Raw genomic sequence first — 18,476 nt, forward strand, 5'->3', positions numbered from 1 at the left:
TTCAGTGGGATCCCTTCTCTTCTCCCTGGGCGGTGGGGCCCCGGTTCGAGACCGGGTGTATAGAATAACGAGCGAGATGGCGGTGATGCAGTGCAATATGTTGTTGACCCGCGATGCTCATGAGAACTCCCTGGCGCGGCTCGCTCTTCTCCTCCAACCAAGCCTCCGCTTCTTCGCGGGTCTCAAAGGAAGGAATGGCGGCGGGGAGAGCCGCTTGCTGAATCTGCTCAAGGTAGCCTTCGAGTATGGGATGCGGGAAGAGCTGACGGTGATTCATTTCACGGACATGCATGACGATGTGGTATTGGTCTGCAATCAATACGAAAGCGCCGTGCGGAGGTTCGGGGTGCTGCCGTAGCCATGTGTCCGCATCTTCTCGGGTCTTGAAGGATGCCACCGCATAAGGAGGGGCCTCCCTGCGGAATTGAAGGTAGTCCTCGAAAGAGTGGACCGTGCCAGTCTCCGAAATGAACATGAGCGCCGCCGTGGCAACCCTGAAGAGTTCCCTCTCCTCGGGCGACTGAGCACTCCGCTGGGTCCGTCCGAGGAGACCTTGTACTTCGAGGATGAGTTCATGGATGTTCATGGCGACGCCACTGCGCTCTTCATGGGTCAGATCCTCCTGAGGGGGTCATTCTAGCTGCCGTCCGGCCCAGAGTCGGCTCCATTGCTCGCCCTACCCTGTCTCTTGGGACCTCCGGTCGGGAGTCTATCCGGTGTTTCCGACAGGGCACCTGGATCGCTCCAGCGGCACTTCCCCCTCTTCGATTTGACAACGTGTAACTTGGACACTATGTTGGTGTCGTGGTTACACGAAGTCGGGAGGACGCACCATGAAGGCCGTCTCGAAGGTCCAGGAGCTTCCGCTGCCGTCGTTCTACGCGCCCGCCAACGCGGGGATGTTCGCCTACGGCCCCAACGCCTCGCGGCTTCAGTCCGAGGCGGGCGTCTGGCGCGGCACCCATGGTCTCGCTGCCTCCGCCACCGACTCGTTCAACCTGCACCTGCTGCTCATCGACGTGCAGAAGGACTTCTGCTTCCCCGAGGGCTCGCTCTACGTCGCGGGCCGCAGCGGCCGCGGCGCCATCGATGACAACCGCCGCATCGCCGAGTTCATCTACAAGAATCTCGGCGCGCTCACCAACGTCACCACCACGCTCGACACGCACTTCGCCTACCAGATCTTCTTCCCCTCCTTCTGGGTCGACCAGGACGATCAGCCCCTCACCGCCCACCGCGAAATCACCCGCGAGCAGATCGAGCGCGGCCAGGTGCGCCCCAACCCCGCCATGGCCAAGTGGCTCTGCGGCGGCAACTACCCCTGGTTGCTCAAGCAGGTGAAGTACTACTGCGAGGAATTGGAGCGCGCGGGCAAGTACACCCTCTACCTGTGGCCTCCCCACTGCCTGCTCGGCGGTGATGGTCATGCGCTCGCCGGCGTGGTGCAGGAGGCCCGCCTGTTCCACTCGTTCGTCCGCGGCGCCCAGTCCTGGGCCGAGGTCAAGGGCGGCAACCCCTTCACCGAGAACTACTCCGTCCTGCGCCCCGAGGTCCTCACCCGCCACGACGGGCAGCCGCTCGCCCAGCGCAACACCCAGTTCCTCAAGACGCTCCTCACCGCCGACGCCGTCGTCATCGCCGGCCAGGCCGCCAGCCACTGCGTGAAGAGCTCCATCGATGATCTGCTCGGGGAGATCCTCGCCCAGGACGCCGCGCTCGCGCGCAAGGTGTACCTGCTCACCGACTGCATGTCCGCCGTCACCGTCCCCGATGGCAAGGGCGGTCTCGCCGCCGACTTCACCCCCCAGGCCGACGCCGCGCTCCAGCGCTTCGCCGACGCGGGCATGCACCTGGTCAAGTCCACCCAGCCCCTCGCCTCGTGGCCAGATCTGCGCATCGCCTGACTCCCCTCGCCGTCCCTCCGACTCGAAAGGAAAAGGAAACAGCCATGAGCTCTTCTCCCATCTCCCAGCTCCTCGAGGACGCGCACGCCGAGGGCGTCCTCAGCCCCACCTCCCTTCAGGCCCTCACCACCGTGGACCTGGGCGCGCAGATCCAAGCCGGTCTGGGCGTCAGCGTGGACGACGTGCAGTCCAGCGAGGTCGTGCTCGTCACCGTCATGCCGGATGACTCCGGCTCCATGGCGAGCCATGCGCGCACCGTGTGCGAGGGCCACAACCTCGTGCTCGACTCGCTCCTCGCCAGCCAGCAGAAGGACGGCGTCCTCTTCCACACCCGCTACCTCAACGGCTTCGTGCTCAATCCCTTCCGGCCCCTGGAGGACGTGGTGCGCATGCACGACAAGAACTACGACCCCAACCAGGGCACGCCCCTCTATGATCAAGCAGTGGTGCTGCTCGGCACGGTGCTCGCCAAGGCGCAGGAGTTCACCCGCAACGGCGTGGCCGCCCGCACCGTCACCCTGCTCATCACCGACGGCGCCGATGCGCACTCCCAGCGCGCCCGGGCCCGCGAGGTCGCCGCGCTCGTGGAGGATCTCCGCCGCGCCGAGAACCACATCGTCGCGGGCATGGGCATCGACGACGGCAGCACCGACTTCCGCAAGGTCTTCCGGAGCATGGGCATCGAGGACAAGTGGATCCTCACCCCGGGGCAGAGCGCCCAGGACATCCGCAAGGCCTTCCAGGTGTTCAGCCAGTCCGCGGTCCGGGTGAGCCAGGGCGCCGCCACCTTCCATTCCAGCGCCCTGGGTGGTTTCGGGGCGTAGTGCCTCGGGAAGAAGGGGGGAGGAGAGCCGGCGCTCGGTGCTCCGCTCTCCCTCCTTTCGGGGTTTCACCGCCCGCCGCGCGGCACTCGCTTCATTCGAGGTGCATCTTTCCTTGCTGAGAGGTCGCACGGCGCGGGTGGTCTGCACATGAGTCTCAAGCGTGTCATCACGTTCGCGGTCGCCCTGCTCGCGAGCCTGGGTCTGGTTGCCGCTACTTCACTCGTCATCCTGACGACCTATCTGCATCGGGCCACCCTGAGCCTGCAGACAGCCGTGGAGGGCATCCAGAGCACCGAGGACTTCGAGGTGTCCCTGCTCGACCTGCACCAGCGTCTGGGCTCGCGCATACAGCGTGGGGAGGCGGTGACCGTCGACTTCATCGAGGAGGCGAGGCGACAACTGTCCGCCCAGTTGGACAGGACCCGGCGCCAGGTCTTGACGGAGGAGGAGGGGGAGTTGCTCTCCCGCGTGGACACGGCGTATTCCCAGTACCTCGATGCCCAGGCCCTCGCGCTGCAATCCCCTCCCGGGCGGATGAACGCGCAGATCACCCGCCACCTGGAAACCGCCATCGTGGCCATCAACCAGCTCATCTCCCTCAACATCCAGGAGGCGCGCCTGAATGAATCCCAGGCCGATCGCTGGAACCAGATGGCGGATCTGGCGGGGCTGGGCGTCGCCGTGCTCCTGGTGCTGGGCGTGGTCGTCCTGCTGGTGTGGATGCGCCGCGCCGTCTTCCATCCCTTGTTGGGCATCAGCCGGGCCATGCACCGCTTCGGCGACCACGGCGAGCGGACCCGGGCCCCCATGGAGGGGGCCGAGGAATTGCGTGACATGGCGCGCACCTTCAACGAGATGGCCGACTCCCTCCTGAACCAGCGCCAGGCACGGCTCACCTTCCTCGCCGGTGTGGCGCACGATCTGCGCAATCCCCTCTCCGCGCTGAAGATGTCCGCCGCGCTCGTCACCTCGCGGGGCCCCGTGTCCGAGGAGCGGTTGCAGAAGACGATGGCCCTGGTGAGCCGTCAGGTGTCCCGGTTGGACCGGATGGTGGGAGACCTGCTCGACGCCACCCGCATCGAGGCGGGCCACATCGAGCTGAAGCTGGAGGAGCGGGACGCGGGTGAGCTGGCCACCTCCGTGGTGGAGCTGTACCGCTCCAGTGGCACCGCGCACGAACTGCGGTTGCTGTTGCCGGAAGGGCCGCTGCCGCTGCGCTGCGACCCCACGCGCGTGGAGCAGGTGCTCAACAACCTGGTGAGCAACGCGTTGAAGTACTCGCGCGAGGGCAGCGTCGTGGATGTGGAGGTCCGGCGCGAGGGCGAGGAGGTGTGGCTGTCCGTGAAGGATCAGGGCATCGGCATCTCCGCCGAGGAGCAGCGTCATCTCTTCACCCCCTTCCAGCGCACGGGGAGCGCGCGCGAGAAGGCCCCCGGCGTGGGCATTGGCCTGTCCGTGGCGCGGCGCATCGTGGAGGCGCATGGCGGCCGCATCGAGGTGGAGAGCAGTCCGGGTCGGGGTTCCACCTTCCGTGTCCGGCTGCCTCGCTCTCCCAGTGTGCCCGCCTCTCGGGAGGCCCGGCCGGGGCCTTTCGTTCAGGACCCGGTGTTCTCCTAGGTTCCGACCTTCTTGGAGGACGGGAGGTGGGGAGGTTTTTGTACGTCGCCTATCGACGGCGACGGCTTCTTTGCGCGACTGTGCGGGCCCCTTGTCCCTTCACAGGAGTGAAGAAGCACGATGAAGCACATCACCCTCAAGCGTCTGCTGCCGTCCACCCTGGCCCTGTTGGCGTTCACCGGCTGCCCTTCCAATGGTACCGATGGCGAGCCCTGCGATAAGGCCGACTATGCCCAGGCCCACCCGGAGGAGTGTGGTCCCCAGACCCGGCCCCCCGTGTGCGATCAGGCGGCCTATGACCGCGCCAACAACGACTCCGCCGCGGTCACCCAGTCGGATGTCAGCAACGCGCTCTTCGCCATCTCTCCGGAGAACACCCGTCTCGTGTGGAAGGACGCCGAGAAGAGCGCGGTGCGCGTGGTGGTGTGGACCACCTTCCCGGGCTACACGAATGACGCGAATGGGAACTACACGTTCGGCCGCGAGGTGTTCGTCACCGCGGCGCCCCAGGTTCAGGAGCTGTGCAAGGCCTCGACGCTGACGGGCAACGATCGCGCCAATCGCATCAACCAGTACCTGGGTCTGCCCGCCGAGGCGGAGAACAAGCGGCAGATCGTGGAGCTGTGGGTGAAGCCGTCGGATCTGTTCCGTCCCTGCCCGGACGCGGAGATCACCGACACCACGTGTGACCTGACGTACCCCGCGACCGCCACGGACCCCCACAAGAGCTGGCTCAACAACTACTTCGCTGGCAGCCACAACCCCTGGCAGGCGGTGAAGTACCCGTTCACGGGCCTGGGCTACACCTATGACTGGTGCAGTGGGAGCACGTCGCCCGTGGGCGCCAGCGAGTACATCGTCAAGGTGGGCGCGATCGCCCAGGTGATCGGCTACACCACGGCCGAAGCCTACTGCGCGAAGTAGGACGCGTGGGCCCGGGCCCAAGTGTCGGGGAGGCGTCTCGCGCGCGGGGCGCCTCCTGCGGCCAGCGGGCAGGTGGAGTAGACATCGCCCCGTGCCTGCTCCGCTCCGCCGTGCCCTTGGCTCCGCCCTCGTGGCGGCACTGTTGTTTCCCCTGGGTTGCTACACGCCCCTCACCACCGTGAGGGAAGACGAGGCTCGTTTGCGCGCTCCCGACGACACCGTCCGGCCCGCGCCGCGCTGGGGCATCGCCCTGCACGGCGGTGCGGGCATCATCCCCCGCGAATCCCTCACCCCCGAGCGCGAGGCCGCCGTGCGCGCCGCGCTCACCGAGGCGCTCCAGGCGGGCCATGCCGTACTCGCCCGGGGCGGCACCAGCGTGGAGGCCGTCACCTCCGCCATCCGCGTCCTGGAGGACTCGCCCTACTTCAACGCGGGCAAGGGCGCCGTCTTCACCCACGAGGGCAAGAACGAGCTGGATGCGTCCATCATGAACGGGCGCACGCGCGAGGCCGGAGCGGTGGCGGGCCTGCGCCACGTGAAGAATCCCATCTCCCTGGCGCGCATCGTCATGGAGAAGTCCCCCCATGTGATGCTCATTGGCGAGGGCGCCGAGGCGTTCGCGCGCGAGCAGGGCCTCGAGCTCGTGTCCGAGGACTACTTCTACACCGAGGAGCGCTGGCAGTCGTTGCAGCGCGCGCTCGAGGCCGAGAAGAAGCAGCAGCAGGCGCCTCCCGAGCCCGGCCAGCCCCAGGGCCCCTCCACCTACCAGGGCCCGATCGACGGGGACCACAAGTTCGGCACCGTGGGCGCGGTGGCGCTCGACCAGGCGGGGAACCTCGCCGCGGGCACCTCCACGGGGGGCATGACGAACAAGCGCTTCGGCCGGGTGGGGGACTCCCCCATCATCGGCGCGGGGACGTACGCCAGCGAGCGCTGCGCGGTGTCCGGCACCGGCCATGGCGAGTACTTCATCCGCTACAGCGTGGCGCGCGACATCTGCGCCCACGTGGAGTTGTTGGCTCTGCCGCTGAGCGAGTCCGCCAACCACATGGTCATGGAGGTGCTGGTCCAGGCCGGCGGCGAGGGCGGGGTCATCGCCATGGACGCGCGGGGCAACGTGGCCATGCCGTTCAACACCTCGGGCATGTACCGCGGCTACATGGGTCCGGAGGGCGAGCCCTCCGTCGCCATCTTCAAGGAGCCCTGAGCCTCATACCGGAGCGGAGGGTCCCGAGCCCTGGGTGGCCGAGAGCACCCAGCGCTCCAGCTCCGGACGGGGCATCAGCCCGCTGCGGCGCGCCACTTCCCGGCCTCCGGAGAAGAGGACGAAGGTGGGGATGCCCCGGACGCCCAACTGGCTGGCCGCGTGGGGCTCCGCCTCGGTGTTGAGCTTGAGGACGACGAGCCGTCCCGCCTGGGCCCGGCCCACCGCGTCGAAGATGGGCGCGGCGGCACGGCAGGGCCCGCACCAGGGCGCCCACAGGTCGAGCAGGACGGGCACGGGAGAGGACTTCACCGCCCGCCAGAGCGCCTCGCCGTTCACCTCCTGGGGAGTGCCCGACACATCGAGGGAGCGCTGACAGCGGCCGCACGTGGGCTGACCCGGAGGCGCGGGCTGGCGCACGCGGTTGAAGGCACCACACGAGGAGCAGCGGAACATGAGGACCTCCCAGGTTCTTGGCTGAAAGATAGTGCTCCGGAGGCAGGCGGGCGGGGCCGGGCGCCCGCCCCTCGGGCATGCGGAGAGGGGGTGGGCCCTCTACCCGTCGATGTCCAGGTACGTCCGCTTCGCCGCCACCGAGTAGAAACGGGCCTCGGGCAGCACGTACGCGGTGAGGCGCCGGCCGTAGACGCAGCCCGAGTCCAGGCCGATGGCATGGGGATGGCGCTGCACCCCGCGCAGGGCGTCGTGGCCGAAGATGATGAACTCGGGTCCCCGCCACAGGCTCGCCCACGGCACCCCGGCCTCCAGCTTCTTCGAGGGCTCTCCCTCCGAGGTGATGCTGCGCAGGTTGATCATCAGCTCCGGATCCTGCTTCTCCAGCGGGACGCCCGGCACCAGGCCCCCGTGCACCACGCGCACGTTGAACTCGGGGAAGGGCAGATGCAGGGGCAGCGACTCCAGGTAGGCCCAGTCCGCCTCCGTGAGGGTGTCCAGCACCTGCTTGTGCTCGGGCTTGAGCTTCTTGTGCTTGGGCATCTGCCCCCTGTGCCAGCGCAGCACGTGCTCGTCGTGGTTGCCGCGCACCGCGAGCATTCCGCGCTCCCTCGCCCGGCGCACCACTCCCGCCGAATCCGGCCCCTTGGCCACGAGGTCTCCCACCAGCACCACCCGGTCTCCCGGACGGTGGCCGCACTCCGCCAGCAGCGCGTCGAGCTCCTCCGCGCACCCGTGCACGTCTCCGATGAAGAGGGTCCGGATCATCCGCGCTCCTTTCCTCCCGGCGCCAGTTCCGCCGCGGGGGGTTGCACCTTCCAGCGCCGGTGCAGCCACAGCCACTGGCCCGGGTTGCGCCGGACGTGTCGCTCCAGCACCGCCGTCACCGCCGCCGTGTGCGCCACGATGGGATCCTGCCCCTCCCGGGCTGGCGGCGCGGGGATGGGCCCCTCCACCTCTATCCGCATGATGCGCCCGCTCGCGTCCCGCACGCCCATCACCACGAACACCGGCGCCCCGGTGCGTTGGGCCACCACCGCCAGCGCCGGCGTGGTGGACGCCAGCCGCCCGAAGAAGGGGACGAACACCGCCGCCTTCGCCGGCAGCGCTTGATCCAACAGCATCAACACCGACTCGCCCATCCCCACCGCCTCCTGCGCCTGGGCGATGGCGCCCTTGGGGTAGATGAGGCCCGCGCCCGCGGCCACCCGGTTGTCCACGATGCGCATGTTGAGTGCCCCCTTCAACGGGCGCACCAGCGCGTTCAAGGGGACGCCCCACTGGACGAGCAGCTTTCCCGCCCGCTCCCAGTTGCCGAAGTGTGCCGTTACCAACAGCGCGCCCCGGCCCGTCGCCACGTGGGCCTTGAGCGCTTCCCAGTCTCCGCCGGGCGCCTCGGAGGCGACCCAGGACAGGTCCACGTGATCCCTCGTGTCGATGGACTCGATGACCACGCGCGCCATGGTGATGTAGGCCCCGAGCGCGATGCTCCGCCGCTCCGCCTCGCTCTTCTCGGGGAACGCGTGCGCGAGGTTCTCCAGCGCTACCCGGCGGCGGATGCCCAGGGTGAACGCCAGCCAGCCCACGAAACGGGCGAGACCATCGCGTACCGAGGCGGGCAGGGCGCTCAGCACATCCATCACCCGGTTGGCGAGCCAGCCCACCATGGGTGAGGGGCGCTCACCCATCACCTGCGAGAGACGAGGCGGGGGCGGAACGCGGGTGACACTCGAAGCGGGGGAGAGGGAGCTGGACACGTTGGCACTCCACCTGGAAGGAGGTGCCCGAGGCAAGGGGCGCTTCCGCCGTGTCGCTACACCGTCCAGGCGTCTTGGGCTAGATCCGCGCGCATGCTCAGAACCTTTCGATGCGCGGCGCTCGTCCTGTCGGCCGCCTTGACGGCGTGCGCCACCCGTCCCGCGGTGTCCGCTGCACCCGCCTCCCCCTCCGAGCCCGTGCATGCTCCCACCCTGGCGTCCCCGCGTTCCCCTCCGGTGTCGCCCACCCTGCGCCTGCCCACGGGCGTGCGGCCCACGGGGTACTCGGCCGAGCTGACCGTGGACCCCACCCAGCCCACCTTCCAGGGGGTGCTCGACATCGACCTGGACGTGAAGGAGGCCACGGAGACGGTGTGGCTGCTGGGCCATGAGCTCACGGTGAAGGAGGCGGCCCTGACGGTGGGGGGCGTGCCGGTGGCGGTGTCCCAGGTGAAGGGCACGGGGGACTTCCTCGGCTTCCAGCCCGAGGCGGCGCTCGGGCCCGGTGCCGCGCACCTGCGCCTCGTCTACGAGGGCGTGCTGTCCGAGCGCGAGATGAGCGGGGCCTTCCGCGCGCTCGAGGCGGGTGACTGGTATGCCTTCACCCATTTCGAGCCGCTCGGGGCGCGGCGGGTCTTCCCGTGCTTCGACGAGCCGGGATTCAAGGTGCCCTGGCAGCTCACCTTCCACGTGCCCGCGGGCCTGACGGTGGTCACCAACACGCCCTTGGTGAGCCAGGAGCCGGGCAGCGCGGGAGGCACCACCTGGCGCTTCGCCCGGACGCAGCCGCTGCCCAGCTATCTCGTCGCCTTCGGGGTGGGCCGCTTCGACTTCCTGGAGGCCCCGGCCTCGGGGGAGAAGGCCGTGCGCACGCGCATCGTCACGACCCGGGGCCGTGCCGCGGAGGGCGCCCATGCCGCCCGCGTGACGCCCGGACTGCTCGCCTACCTGGAGCGCTACTTCGGCGTGCCCTATCCCTACGAGAAGCTGGACGTGCTCGCCGTGCCCATGCTCCAGGGGGCCATGGAGCACCCGGGCCTGGTGACGTTCAACTCGGAGCTGATACTGGCCCGGGAGGAGGAGGACTCCGTGGAGCGCCAGCGCTCCTTCTACGAAACGCAGGCGCACGAGCTGGCGCACCAGTGGTTCGGCAACCTCGTCACCATGCAGTGGTGGGATGACCTGTGGCTCAACGAGGCCTTCGCCTCCTGGGCCGAGAGCCGCGCCGTCGCGGACACCCAGCCCTCGTGGGACGAGCCCCTGACGCGGGTGAGCGCCCGCTCGCGCAGTTTGCACGCGGACAGCCTGCTGTCCGCGCGCCGCATCCGCCAGCCCATCCAGGACGAGGACGACATCTTCAACGCCTTCGATGGCATCACCTACGGCAAGGGCGCGGCGGTGTTGTACATGACGGAGCAGTGGCTGGGCCCGGACGTCTTCCAGCGCGGGGTGCGCCGCCACCTGCGCGCGCACGAGCATGGCAGCGCCACCGCGAGCGACTTCATCGCCGCCCTGTCGGCGGAGGCGCAGCGGGACGTGTCGGGGGTGTTGGACTCCTTCCTGGAGCAGGGCGGCGCGCCGCTCATCACCGCCCGGCTGGATTGCTCGGCCCGGGTGCCCGAGGTGGAGCTCTCCCAGCGCCGCTTCCTGCCCCTGGGCTCCGCGGGCGGCACGGTGCAGCGTTGGAAGGTGCCGGTGTGCGTGCGCCATGGCACGGGGGCCCGGGCGGGACGCGCCTGTACGCTCCTGGAGACCGAGACGGCCCGTCTGCCGCTGCCCGAGGCCCGGGGCTGTCCCGCCTGGCTCCAGCCCAACGCGGATGGCGCGGGCTACTACCGCACCGCCGTGGACGCGCGGATGCTCAGCCGGCTGCTCTCCACCGACAGCCGCCATCTCTCGCGCGCCGAGCGCGTGGCCCTGCTCGGGGACGTGCGGGCCCTGGCGGGCACTGGCGCGATGCCCGCCGCGGACGCGCTCGGCCTGCTGCCGGGGCTGGCCGGGCAGAAGGACCTGCGGGTGTTCCAGTCCTCGCTGGAGCTGTTGGAGCTGATGAATCCCTCCCTGCTGTCCGAGCCGCGCCAGGCCGACCGCCAGCGCTTCCTGCGCGACACCTATGGCGTGCGGGCCCGGGCGCTCGGTTTCGCGCCGCGCGCCAACGAGGACGTGGACACGCGGCTGCTGCGGCCCCTGCTGTTGGAACTCGCCGGGACGCAGGGCGGGGAGCCGCGGCTCACGGCGGAGGCCCGGCGCCTGACGGAGCGGTGGCTCGGGGGGGACATCCGGGCGATCGACGCCGAGCTGGTGGAGTCCACGCTGGCCACCGCCGCCGCCTGGGGAGACGCGGCCCTGCACGCGAGGATGATGACGGCGCTGGGCGCGGCGACGGAGCGCAAGCGGCGGGAGGAGCTCCTCGGCGCGCTGAGCGACTTCCACCAGGCGGACCTGGTCCAACGGAACCTGGCGTTGCTGTTGGATCCGGCCGTGGATCTGCGCGAGGCGTGGCGGTTGTTGTTCGGCGCGGCCAACGACGTGCGCTCGCGGGACGTGGCCTACGACTTCGTGTCGAAGAACTACGACGTGCTCGCCGCGCGGATGCCGGATGATCAGGTGGCGTACCTCGCGTCGGTCGCCTCGTCCTACTGCGATCCCGTGCACCGCCAGGAAGCCGCCGCCTTCTTCACCGAGCGTATGGCGCGTGCCGTCGGCGGCCCCCGCTCCCTCGCCTTGGTGCTGGAGTCCATCGATCTGTGTATCGCCTTCAAGGCAGCCCAGGGCCCGGGCATCGAGTCCTTCCTCGCCGCGCCCCGGCGCGCGCGCTAGGAATCCACACGACGGCTCCCGCGTGGGGGCGTAACGAAGAGGGGTGGAGGAACGCATGTACATCAACCGGCTGCACGTGAAGAACCTGAAGCGCATGCGGAACCTCGCCCTCGACTTCACGCACGAGGGCAGGCCCCGGATGTGGACCGTGCTCGTCGCGGAAAACGGGGCGTGCAAGACGACGCTGCTCCAGGCGATCGCCCTGGTGGCGAGTGGTTCCGATCGTGCCAATCAACTGGCGGATGTGCCCTCGCTGCCGGACTTGAGGCGGTCGGCCGAGGAGTCCGTGCGGCTTCGCGCTGACTTCGAATTTGGAAACAGATTGGAGAAGTGGCGCGTTTTTCCCGAGACCTCCAAGATCTCCTTCAAGGATCAGCGCTCTCCGGGTCTGCGAAGTTCCCTGGACATCGAGCCTCGACAGTCGACCTTCCGGGGAACGTCCTTGTTCGCATCCGTCAATGCGCTCGCGTCCTCTGATGACAACCATCTCCCCTCTGATTCCAACGTGATGGTGGCTCGCCTCAAGAGGTTGTTGTCGGAAATCAAGGACGAGGAGGATGAAGGTACACCTTTCAGTTGGAAGCTCGAGGGGGAGGACGGGCGTTCCGATGCCGCCCTGTTGTCCTGGTTGGGCGGCTATGCACTCGCTCTTCAAAACCCCATCGCGGAAGCCCGAGCGAAGTCCCTTCCGGGCTGGTTCGTTGCTGGCTACGGCACGCAGCGTCAGCTCCCGGTACCGCTCAGCGCGTCCGAGCTGAAGGATCGCGTGCTCAACCGGCTCGAGCCGCTCTTCGGCAAGGCACCCCTCGTCGGTACGGGGTTCGCCAACCAGTTCGCCGACACGCCTCGCTTCGAGCCCTTCATCCAGGCGCTCAAGAAGGTGTTCGTCGACAACCATCTCCTGCCCCATGTCGACGCCGTCGAATTGCGCGGCCGGGGCGGAGTGATGCAGCCGGGAGATCTGGTCCGCTCCCATAGCTTCGAGTTCGCGTTCTCCGGTCAGAAGACGAAGATCCCCGCCACCTGGCTCTCGCAGGGCTACCAGTCGACCATCGCGTGGATCGCCGATCTCATCGGGCAGATGTATCTCGACGTCGGTGAGGCCATTGCCCTGGAGGACATGGAGGGCATGGTGCTCATCGACGAACTCGATCTCCACCTCCATCCCACGTGGCAGGTGCGGCTCGTGCCGGTGCTCAAGCGCGTGTTTCCGCGCATGCAGTTCATCGTGACGACCCACTCGCCCATGCTCCTGCCCGCGCTCGAACGGCACGAGATCGTCATGCTCCGCCTGGACGAGCACGGCGACGTCGTGGCCGAGGCGCCTCCCGCCCTGCCCAAGTTGATGACGGGCGGTGAGATCTACTCGAGCTTCTTCAACATCCAGAAGCTCTACCAGAGCGATCTCAGGAAGGCTCTGCGGCGCTACACCCACCTCTCGAGCGATCCGACGCGCACGGATGAGGAGGACGTGGAGATGGTTCGCTTGCAGAAGAAGCTCACCGGAGCCGGCCTCGACCTGGGACTGCCACCCGTGCCGAGGGACAGGACGTGAGCTGACGAAGGGCCGCTCGCTCCGCGGTCTGTCGCGCCGCGTCGTGCTCCATCACCCTCCGGTGCGATCCCGTCCACCACGCGACAGGACCCTTCAGCATATTTCCGTTGGAGAACACCCTATCGGTTAAATTCCAGAAAAGCTTGACCAAATGGCAATTGACCCATTAGCCTCACTAACGGGGGAACCCTTCCAGGAGGTGGAGATGGGGCACATGAAGGATGAGGACTTGAGGGAGCTGTCCGTGTCCGAGTCGCCTTTCAAGCGAGGCGCTCAGGATGAAGCGCCTCGGCCCAACGTGACACGCACACCTCCGGGGGTCTGGCCGCAGGTGTCGCAGGCGGACCTGGGAAGGGCGATGCGGCGGCTGAGGGGCTCCACCGAACATGTCCGGGAACCCGAGCCGCGGGTGCGGCTGGTGGGCAAGACGGGCTGAGGTCCTCCTCAGGAGGCGGCGCGCTCGGGCTCGTCGAGGCCGAAGTGCTCCAGCGTGGTTTCGTTGGCGGGCAGCACCACGCGGAAGGTGCTGCCCTGGTTGGGATGGCTTTCCACGGAGATGCGCCCGCCCTGCGCGGTGACGATGCCGTGGCAGATGGACAGCCCCAGTCCGGTGCCCACGCCCGCGGGCTTGGTGGTGAAGAAGGGATCGAAGAGGCGGGTGAGGTGCTCCGGGGGGATGCCCACGCCCGTGTCCTGGATCTCCACCGTCACCTGGCCCTCCTCGTACCGGGTGGTGACGCGGATCTCGTTGCGGTGGGCATTGCCGTGGGGAATGGCCTGCGCGGCGTTGACGAGCAGGTGGAGGAAGAGCTGTCCGAGCCGCGAGTCGTTGGCGAACACGCGTGGCACCGTCCCGTAGTTCTTCACCAGCCGGGCGCGGTGGCGGATCTCACTCCGGGCCATGTTCGCGCACGAGTCGAGCACGGTGTGGATGTCCACGGGGCTGCGCAAGTCATTGCCGCCGCGCGAGAACGTCTTCAGGTCGCGCACGATGTCGCGCACGCGGTTGCCGCCGTCGATGGCCTCGTGCAGCGCCTGCTGGATTTCCTGGCCCTGTTCTCCGGACAGCTCGGGCACGTGCTCGGCCATGCCGCGCAGCTCGGTGTCCACGAAGTGCAGGTTGCTGAGCAGGTAGGCCAGGGGGTTGTTGATTTCATGGGCCACGCCCGCGGCGAGCGTGCCCAGGGACACCATGCGCTCGGTGGCGAGGATGTGCTCCTGCACCTGGCGGCGCTCGGTGACGTCGCGGGTGATGCAGGCCACGGTGGACAGGCCCTCGAAGAGCAGCGAGACGGTCATCACCTCGCCCACCGCCTGGCGGCCATCGGGGCGACGGAAGCGCGCCTCGCGGGGCAGCCCCGCCTGGCTCGTCACCGTGAGGGCGGTCTGCTCGCCGGGCAGCACCAGCTCCGACACCGGCAAGCCTCGCAGGGACTCGGGGCTCGCATGGCCCAGCAGCGTGGCGGCGGCGCGGTTGGCGAACAGCAGGGTGCCGGCGCGGTGCAGGAAGATGGCATCCGGCGAGTGCTCGATGAGGGTGCGGAAGCCCTCCTCCATGCGCCGGCGGGTGGACTCCGCGCGCATGCGCTCGCGGATGTCCACGAACGTCACCACCGAGCCCACGCGCTCGCCCCCGCGCGTCACCGGGTGGGACCAGTACTCCACGGGCACCTCGCCGTCGCGTGGGTGCGGCAGCACCTCGTCGTCGCCATGGAGGGCGCCCTCCTCGCGGAAGGACTCGCACACGCGGCAATCGCCGGACAGCTCGCGGCCGGGGTGGATGATGGAGTGCAGCGAGCGGCCCAGGAGCGCATCCGCGTGCTCATGGCCCGACAGGCGCAGGGCGGCGCGGTTGCAGAAGGTGCAGCGGCCCTCGAGGTCCAGGCCGAAGAGGGCCTCGGCGGTGGAGTCGAGCAGGGAGCGGATTCGCTCCTGGCTCTCCTGGAGCTGGCGGTTGCCCCGGTCGATCTGCTCGGCCATGAAGTCGAAGGCCCGGCCGAGCAGGCCCACCTCGTCCACGCCCCGGAGGTTGGCGCGCGCGTGCAGCTCACCCCGGGCGAGCCGGTGCGCGGTGGCGGTCAGCCGCTGCATGCGCCGGCCGAGCACCAGGTGCACGACGAGGCTGACCAGACACACCAGCAGCGCGACCACCAGACAGGAGCGCGCCGCCCACCGCTCGGCCTCCACCTGGCGCGCGTGCTTCTGGGCCGTCAGGTCCTGCCGCAGCAGCAGGATGCCCACCGGCCCACCCGGACGGAGGGTGACGGGGTAGTAGCCCACCACCTGCCGCCGGTCCTCGCTGATGCGCACGTCGCCGACCCCGCGCTCGCGCACGGTGGCGACGCGCTGGGCATGCTCGGCCGGTTCGAGCTGGGGCCAGACGTCCCGCGGGGACAGTCCGATGTTCTTGGGTCGGATGGAGGCCAGCACCCGCTGCTGCTCGTCGAGGAGCAGGCCCTGCAGCAGCGTGGCGTTGGCGCTCAGGGTGGAGAGCTCCTTGCGCGCCGCGTCGACCTGGCCGTTGTGCAGCAGGTACTCGAGCATGCTGTTCAGGTGCGTCATCCGCAGGGTCATCTCCGCGACGGCCTGTTTCTCCGTCTGCAGGTCGCCCTGGGCCACGTCCGCCTCGAAGGTGTAGAGGAAGAAACACAACGCGGCGACGAGGATGATGAGTGGGATGAACCAGCGCACCGCCAGGAAGCGGTGCCAGAAGGCGGGGGGCCTTCGCAGGGGGCTCATGGGCGCACCCGCCGGGCCAGGACGTTCGAGGGCCCGTCCGGCACGCGCGTGCACGCGGACAACAGCAACAGCATGGCAGCCGCCAATCCAACGCTTTGCATGTCATCTCCCCCGTACTCGCCTTCCTCCGGGGAAGGTCGGCGCTCAAGGGCTCATCATAGTTGCAGGATAAACACCGAAAAAGCAGGTCATCCAGCAGGTACTCCCTCGACGCCGTGAATCCAACAGAATCCCAGTGAAGGTGAATGCATTTCCCCGCCTGGATGAGCGGTGGGGTGGAAATTTATTTCTTCTTGGACAGAAAGGCGTTGAAGGCCTCGCGGGCCTCGGCCGATGCGAGCCGTTGCATGAAGAGGGCGCCCTCGCGCGAGAGGGTTTCGTCCACGGCGGCGCGCAGGGGCTCGCGCAGCAGCTTCTTGGTGAGGCGCACGGACTCCACGGGCCGGGAGGCGAGCGCGGCGGCGCGTGCTTTCACCAGCGCCTCGAGCTCCGCGTCGGGCACCACCCGGTTGACGAGCCCCGCGCGCAGGGCGGTGGCGGCGTCGAAGGGCTCGCCGAACATGAGCAGCTCGGAGGCGAGCGCCATGCCGGCCAGGCGGGGCAACAGCAGACTGGAGGCGCCCTCGGGGCTCAGGCCCAGGTTGACGAAGGGCATGCTGAAGACGGCGCGCTCGCTGGCGGCCACGTAGTCACAGTGCAAGAGCAGCGTGGTGCCGATGCCCACCGCCACGCCCTCCACGCGCGCCACGATGGGCCGGGTGAAGTGGGCGAGCGTGTGCAGGAAACGGAACACGGGGGAGTCCTCGCCCGTGGGCGGATTCTCCAGGAAGTCCTTGAGATCGTTACCCGCGGTGAAGGTCCCGCCCGCGCCGACGAGCACCACGACGCGCACGGCGTCATTCGTGTCCGCGTCGCGCAGCGCCTGGGCCGCGAGCGAGTACATCTCCGCGGTGAAGGCGTTCTTCTTCTGCGGCCGGTTGAAGGTGAGGGTGAGGACTCCGGCTTCCAGGTGGCTGAGCAGCGTGTCGGACATGGCCGGGCACCTTAACCCGGCGGCCGTGAGGTGGGGCGCGACTCGCACCCCGGGTGCGCATCGGGCTCAGCGCCGCTCGGACGTGACGCGGCAGATGGCGTCGGCGAGCAGCGGGGCGAGTCCCACCACCGAGTGCTCGAAGGGGAGCGTGCGCTGGAGGGGCACACTGTCCGTGGAGATGAGGCGGCGGATGGGCACCTGGCCCAGCCGCTCCACCGCGGGGCCCACCAGCAGCGCGTGGGTGGCCACCACGGTGATGTCCTCGGCGCAGCCCTCCTTGAGCACCGTCTCCGCCGTGGCGGCGATGGTGCCCGCGGTGGAGATCATGTCGTCGACGATGATGGGCCGCAGGCCGCGCACCTCGCCCACGAGCCCCCGGACACTCACCTCGGAGCCGCTCATGCGGCGCTTGTGCACGATGGCCAGGGGCAGCCCGAGCTGGCGCGCGTAGCGCTCGGCGAGCTTCACCGCGCCCAGGTCCGGCGACACCACCACCGCGCCGTCTCCCGCGTGGGGCCGCGCGGCCTCGGCCAACAGGTGGCTGGCGTCCAGGTGCTCCAGCGGCATGCCGAAGCAGCCCTCCAGCGCCGGGGTGTGCAGGTGCACCGCCAGCAGGCGCTCGAAGCGGCCGCGCTCGAGCAGGTCCGCCACCAGCTTGCCGCCGAGCGCCTCCCCCGGCTTGCCGCGCCGGTCCTGCCGCGCGTAGCCGAAGTAGGGCACCACCGCCATGAGCCGCGCCGCGCCCGCGCGCCAGCACGCGTCCGCCATCAGGAGCAGCTCCATGAGGTGCTCGCCCACCGGCGGCGCCGTGGGTTGGATGAGGCACACGTTGCGGCCGCGCACGTCCTCCTGGACCTCCACGTACAGCTCGCCATCCGGGAAGCGCTCCAGGTGGCAGCGGCCCAGGGGCCGCCCGAGCGTGCGGGCGAGGTTCTCACCCAGTGCGCGGTTGGCGGTGCCACTGAAGACGGTCAGTTCCATGGGGCGGCATCATCTCTCAATCGCCCGGGCTCGGGGTAGACTGCGCGGCCCATGCCCGTATCCGCCCCGCCGCCCCCGTGTTTCGTCTGGCTCGATCTGGAGATGACCGGACTGGATCCCGACGACTCCGCCATCATCGAGATTGGTGTCATCATCACCGGCCCGGATCTGGTGCCCCGGGCGGAGATGGAGCGCGTCATCTGGCAGCCCGAGGAGGTGCTCGCGCGCATGGAGCCCATCGTCCGGGAGATGCACACGCGCAATGGCCTGGCCAAGCGGGTGCGCGAGTCGCAGACGTCCCTGCGTGTGGCGGAGAAGGAGATCACCGCCCTGGTGTCGCAGCACTGCGACGTGGGCGAGGGCATCCTCTGCGGCAACTCCATCCACACCGACCGGCGCTTCCTGGTGAAGTACATGCCGATGCTCGACCGCTACCTGCACTACCGCCAGGTGGACGTGTCGAGCCTCAAGGTGCTGGCGAGCGCGTGGTACCCGGACAAGGTGGCCCAGCGCAAGGCGCCCTCGGGACACACGGCGCTGGCGGACCTGCGCTCGAGCATCGCCGAGCTCACGCACTACCGCACCCACCTGTTCGTGCCCCCCGCGACGCCACCGGGCGGCAACACCTGAGACAGGGGGGGGGGCGCGCCCGGCGCCCCGCTCGC

At 69.0% G+C, this 18,476-nt stretch carries 16 protein-coding genes; 9 read left to right on the forward strand and 7 right to left on the reverse strand.

Features of this window, described 5'->3' with window-relative positions; genetic code table 11:
* Position 1: 1 nt before the first annotated feature.
* The gene (locus CYFUS_RS50255; RefSeq protein ID WP_157758189.1) at positions 2-586 is read right to left on the reverse strand and encodes a head protein; all 585 of its coding nucleotides are present in this window, start codon (positions 584-586) and stop codon (positions 2-4) included.
* Positions 587-833: 247 nt separating this feature from the next.
* Between CYFUS_RS50255 and CYFUS_RS02215 the strand changes: the two genes are divergently transcribed.
* From CYFUS_RS02215 to CYFUS_RS02235, 5 genes are all read left to right on the forward strand, one after another.
* A complete protein-coding gene (locus tag CYFUS_RS02215) occupies positions 834-1,904 on the forward strand; it encodes a nicotinamidase (protein WP_095983712.1) in 1,071 nt (356 codons plus the stop codon).
* Positions 1,905-1,948: 44 nt separating this feature from the next.
* Positions 1,949-2,728, forward strand: coding sequence for a hypothetical protein (locus tag CYFUS_RS02220; protein ID WP_095983713.1), 780 nt, complete (start codon positions 1,949-1,951; stop codon positions 2,726-2,728).
* Between the two features lie 147 nt (positions 2,729-2,875).
* Positions 2,876-4,345 (forward strand): HAMP domain-containing sensor histidine kinase, encoded by a 1,470-nt coding sequence (locus tag CYFUS_RS02225; RefSeq protein WP_095983714.1) that lies wholly within the window; start codon positions 2,876-2,878, stop codon positions 4,343-4,345.
* 120 nt (positions 4,346-4,465) lie between these two features.
* The gene (locus CYFUS_RS52250; protein WP_095983715.1) at positions 4,466-5,269 is read left to right on the forward strand and encodes a hypothetical protein; all 804 of its coding nucleotides are present in this window, start codon (positions 4,466-4,468) and stop codon (positions 5,267-5,269) included.
* 91 nt (positions 5,270-5,360) lie between these two features.
* The gene (locus CYFUS_RS02235) at positions 5,361-6,476 is read left to right on the forward strand and encodes an isoaspartyl peptidase/L-asparaginase family protein (RefSeq protein ID WP_095983716.1); all 1,116 of its coding nucleotides are present in this window, start codon (positions 5,361-5,363) and stop codon (positions 6,474-6,476) included.
* Between the two features lie 3 nt (positions 6,477-6,479).
* On the opposite strand, the gene CYFUS_RS02240 is transcribed toward CYFUS_RS02235, so the two are convergent.
* From CYFUS_RS02240 to CYFUS_RS02250, 3 genes are all read right to left on the reverse strand, one after another.
* On the reverse strand, positions 6,480-6,929 hold the full coding sequence (locus tag CYFUS_RS02240) for a thioredoxin family protein (RefSeq protein ID WP_095983717.1): 450 nt from the start codon (positions 6,927-6,929) through the stop codon (positions 6,480-6,482).
* 99 nt (positions 6,930-7,028) lie between these two features.
* Entirely contained in the window at positions 7,029-7,691 is a 663-nt protein-coding gene (locus tag CYFUS_RS02245; protein WP_095991749.1) for a metallophosphoesterase, read from the reverse strand.
* On the reverse strand, positions 7,691-8,683 hold the full coding sequence (locus CYFUS_RS02250) for a lysophospholipid acyltransferase family protein (protein WP_095983718.1): 993 nt from the start codon (positions 8,681-8,683) through the stop codon (positions 7,691-7,693). The genes CYFUS_RS02245 and CYFUS_RS02250 overlap by 1 nt, the downstream gene beginning before the upstream one ends.
* Before the next feature lie 93 nt (positions 8,684-8,776).
* On the opposite strand from CYFUS_RS02250, the gene CYFUS_RS02255 reads away from it, so the two are divergent.
* From CYFUS_RS02255 to CYFUS_RS02265, 3 genes are all read left to right on the forward strand, one after another.
* The gene (locus CYFUS_RS02255; protein ID WP_232537307.1) at positions 8,777-11,503 is read left to right on the forward strand and encodes a M1 family metallopeptidase; all 2,727 of its coding nucleotides are present in this window, start codon (positions 8,777-8,779) and stop codon (positions 11,501-11,503) included.
* Between the two features lie 55 nt (positions 11,504-11,558).
* Positions 11,559-13,058, forward strand: a complete 1,500-nt coding sequence (locus CYFUS_RS02260; protein ID WP_095983719.1) for an AAA family ATPase — start codon at positions 11,559-11,561, stop codon at positions 13,056-13,058.
* A 214-nt stretch (positions 13,059-13,272) separates the two neighbouring features.
* On the forward strand, positions 13,273-13,494 hold the full coding sequence (locus tag CYFUS_RS02265; RefSeq protein ID WP_157758190.1) for a hypothetical protein: 222 nt from the start codon (positions 13,273-13,275) through the stop codon (positions 13,492-13,494).
* Between the two features lie 8 nt (positions 13,495-13,502).
* On the opposite strand, the gene CYFUS_RS02270 is transcribed toward CYFUS_RS02265, so the two are convergent.
* From CYFUS_RS02270 to CYFUS_RS02280, 3 genes are all read right to left on the reverse strand, one after another.
* The gene (locus tag CYFUS_RS02270; protein ID WP_095983721.1) at positions 13,503-15,797 is read right to left on the reverse strand and encodes a PAS domain S-box protein; all 2,295 of its coding nucleotides are present in this window, start codon (positions 15,795-15,797) and stop codon (positions 13,503-13,505) included.
* Between the two features lie 283 nt (positions 15,798-16,080).
* Positions 16,081-16,830 (reverse strand): enoyl-CoA hydratase, encoded by a 750-nt coding sequence (locus tag CYFUS_RS02275; protein WP_095983722.1) that lies wholly within the window; start codon positions 16,828-16,830, stop codon positions 16,081-16,083.
* A gap of 66 nt (positions 16,831-16,896) precedes the next feature.
* Positions 16,897-17,811, reverse strand: a complete 915-nt coding sequence (locus tag CYFUS_RS02280) for a ribose-phosphate diphosphokinase (protein ID WP_095983723.1) — start codon at positions 17,809-17,811, stop codon at positions 16,897-16,899.
* A 51-nt stretch (positions 17,812-17,862) separates the two neighbouring features.
* On the opposite strand from CYFUS_RS02280, the gene orn reads away from it, so the two are divergent.
* Positions 17,863-18,441, forward strand: a complete 579-nt coding sequence (gene orn, locus CYFUS_RS02285; protein ID WP_095983724.1) for an oligoribonuclease — start codon at positions 17,863-17,865, stop codon at positions 18,439-18,441.
* The last annotated feature ends 35 nt before the right edge of the window (positions 18,442-18,476 follow it).

This window comes from Cystobacter fuscus (genome assembly GCF_002305875.1).
In the GTDB taxonomy this organism is placed as follows: domain Bacteria; phylum Myxococcota; class Myxococcia; order Myxococcales; family Myxococcaceae; genus Cystobacter; species Cystobacter fuscus_A.

Excerpts from the sequence above, each read along its gene's own strand:
- CYFUS_RS50255 (WP_157758189.1), bottom strand. The coding sequence starts at position 586 with ATGAACATCCATGAACTCATCCTCGAAGTACAAGGTCTCCTCGGACGG.
- CYFUS_RS02215 (WP_095983712.1), top strand. The coding sequence starts at position 834 with ATGAAGGCCGTCTCGAAGGTCCAGGAGCTTCCGCTGCCGTCGTTCTAC.
- CYFUS_RS02220 (WP_095983713.1), top strand. The coding sequence starts at position 1,949 with ATGAGCTCTTCTCCCATCTCCCAGCTCCTCGAGGACGCGCACGCCGAG.
- CYFUS_RS02225 (WP_095983714.1), top strand. The coding sequence starts at position 2,876 with ATGAGTCTCAAGCGTGTCATCACGTTCGCGGTCGCCCTGCTCGCGAGC.
- CYFUS_RS52250 (WP_095983715.1), top strand. The coding sequence starts at position 4,466 with ATGAAGCACATCACCCTCAAGCGTCTGCTGCCGTCCACCCTGGCCCTG.
- CYFUS_RS02240 (WP_095983717.1), bottom strand. The coding sequence starts at position 6,929 with ATGTTCCGCTGCTCCTCGTGTGGTGCCTTCAACCGCGTGCGCCAGCCC.
- CYFUS_RS02255 (WP_232537307.1), top strand. The coding sequence starts at position 8,777 with ATGCTCAGAACCTTTCGATGCGCGGCGCTCGTCCTGTCGGCCGCCTTG.
- CYFUS_RS02260 (WP_095983719.1), top strand. The coding sequence starts at position 11,559 with ATGTACATCAACCGGCTGCACGTGAAGAACCTGAAGCGCATGCGGAAC.
- CYFUS_RS02265 (WP_157758190.1), top strand. The coding sequence starts at position 13,273 with ATGAAGGATGAGGACTTGAGGGAGCTGTCCGTGTCCGAGTCGCCTTTC.
- CYFUS_RS02270 (WP_095983721.1), bottom strand. The coding sequence starts at position 15,797 with ATGAGCCCCCTGCGAAGGCCCCCCGCCTTCTGGCACCGCTTCCTGGCG.
- CYFUS_RS02275 (WP_095983722.1), bottom strand. The coding sequence starts at position 16,830 with ATGTCCGACACGCTGCTCAGCCACCTGGAAGCCGGAGTCCTCACCCTC.
- CYFUS_RS02280 (WP_095983723.1), bottom strand. The coding sequence starts at position 17,811 with ATGGAACTGACCGTCTTCAGTGGCACCGCCAACCGCGCACTGGGTGAG.
- orn (WP_095983724.1), top strand. The coding sequence starts at position 17,863 with ATGCCCGTATCCGCCCCGCCGCCCCCGTGTTTCGTCTGGCTCGATCTG.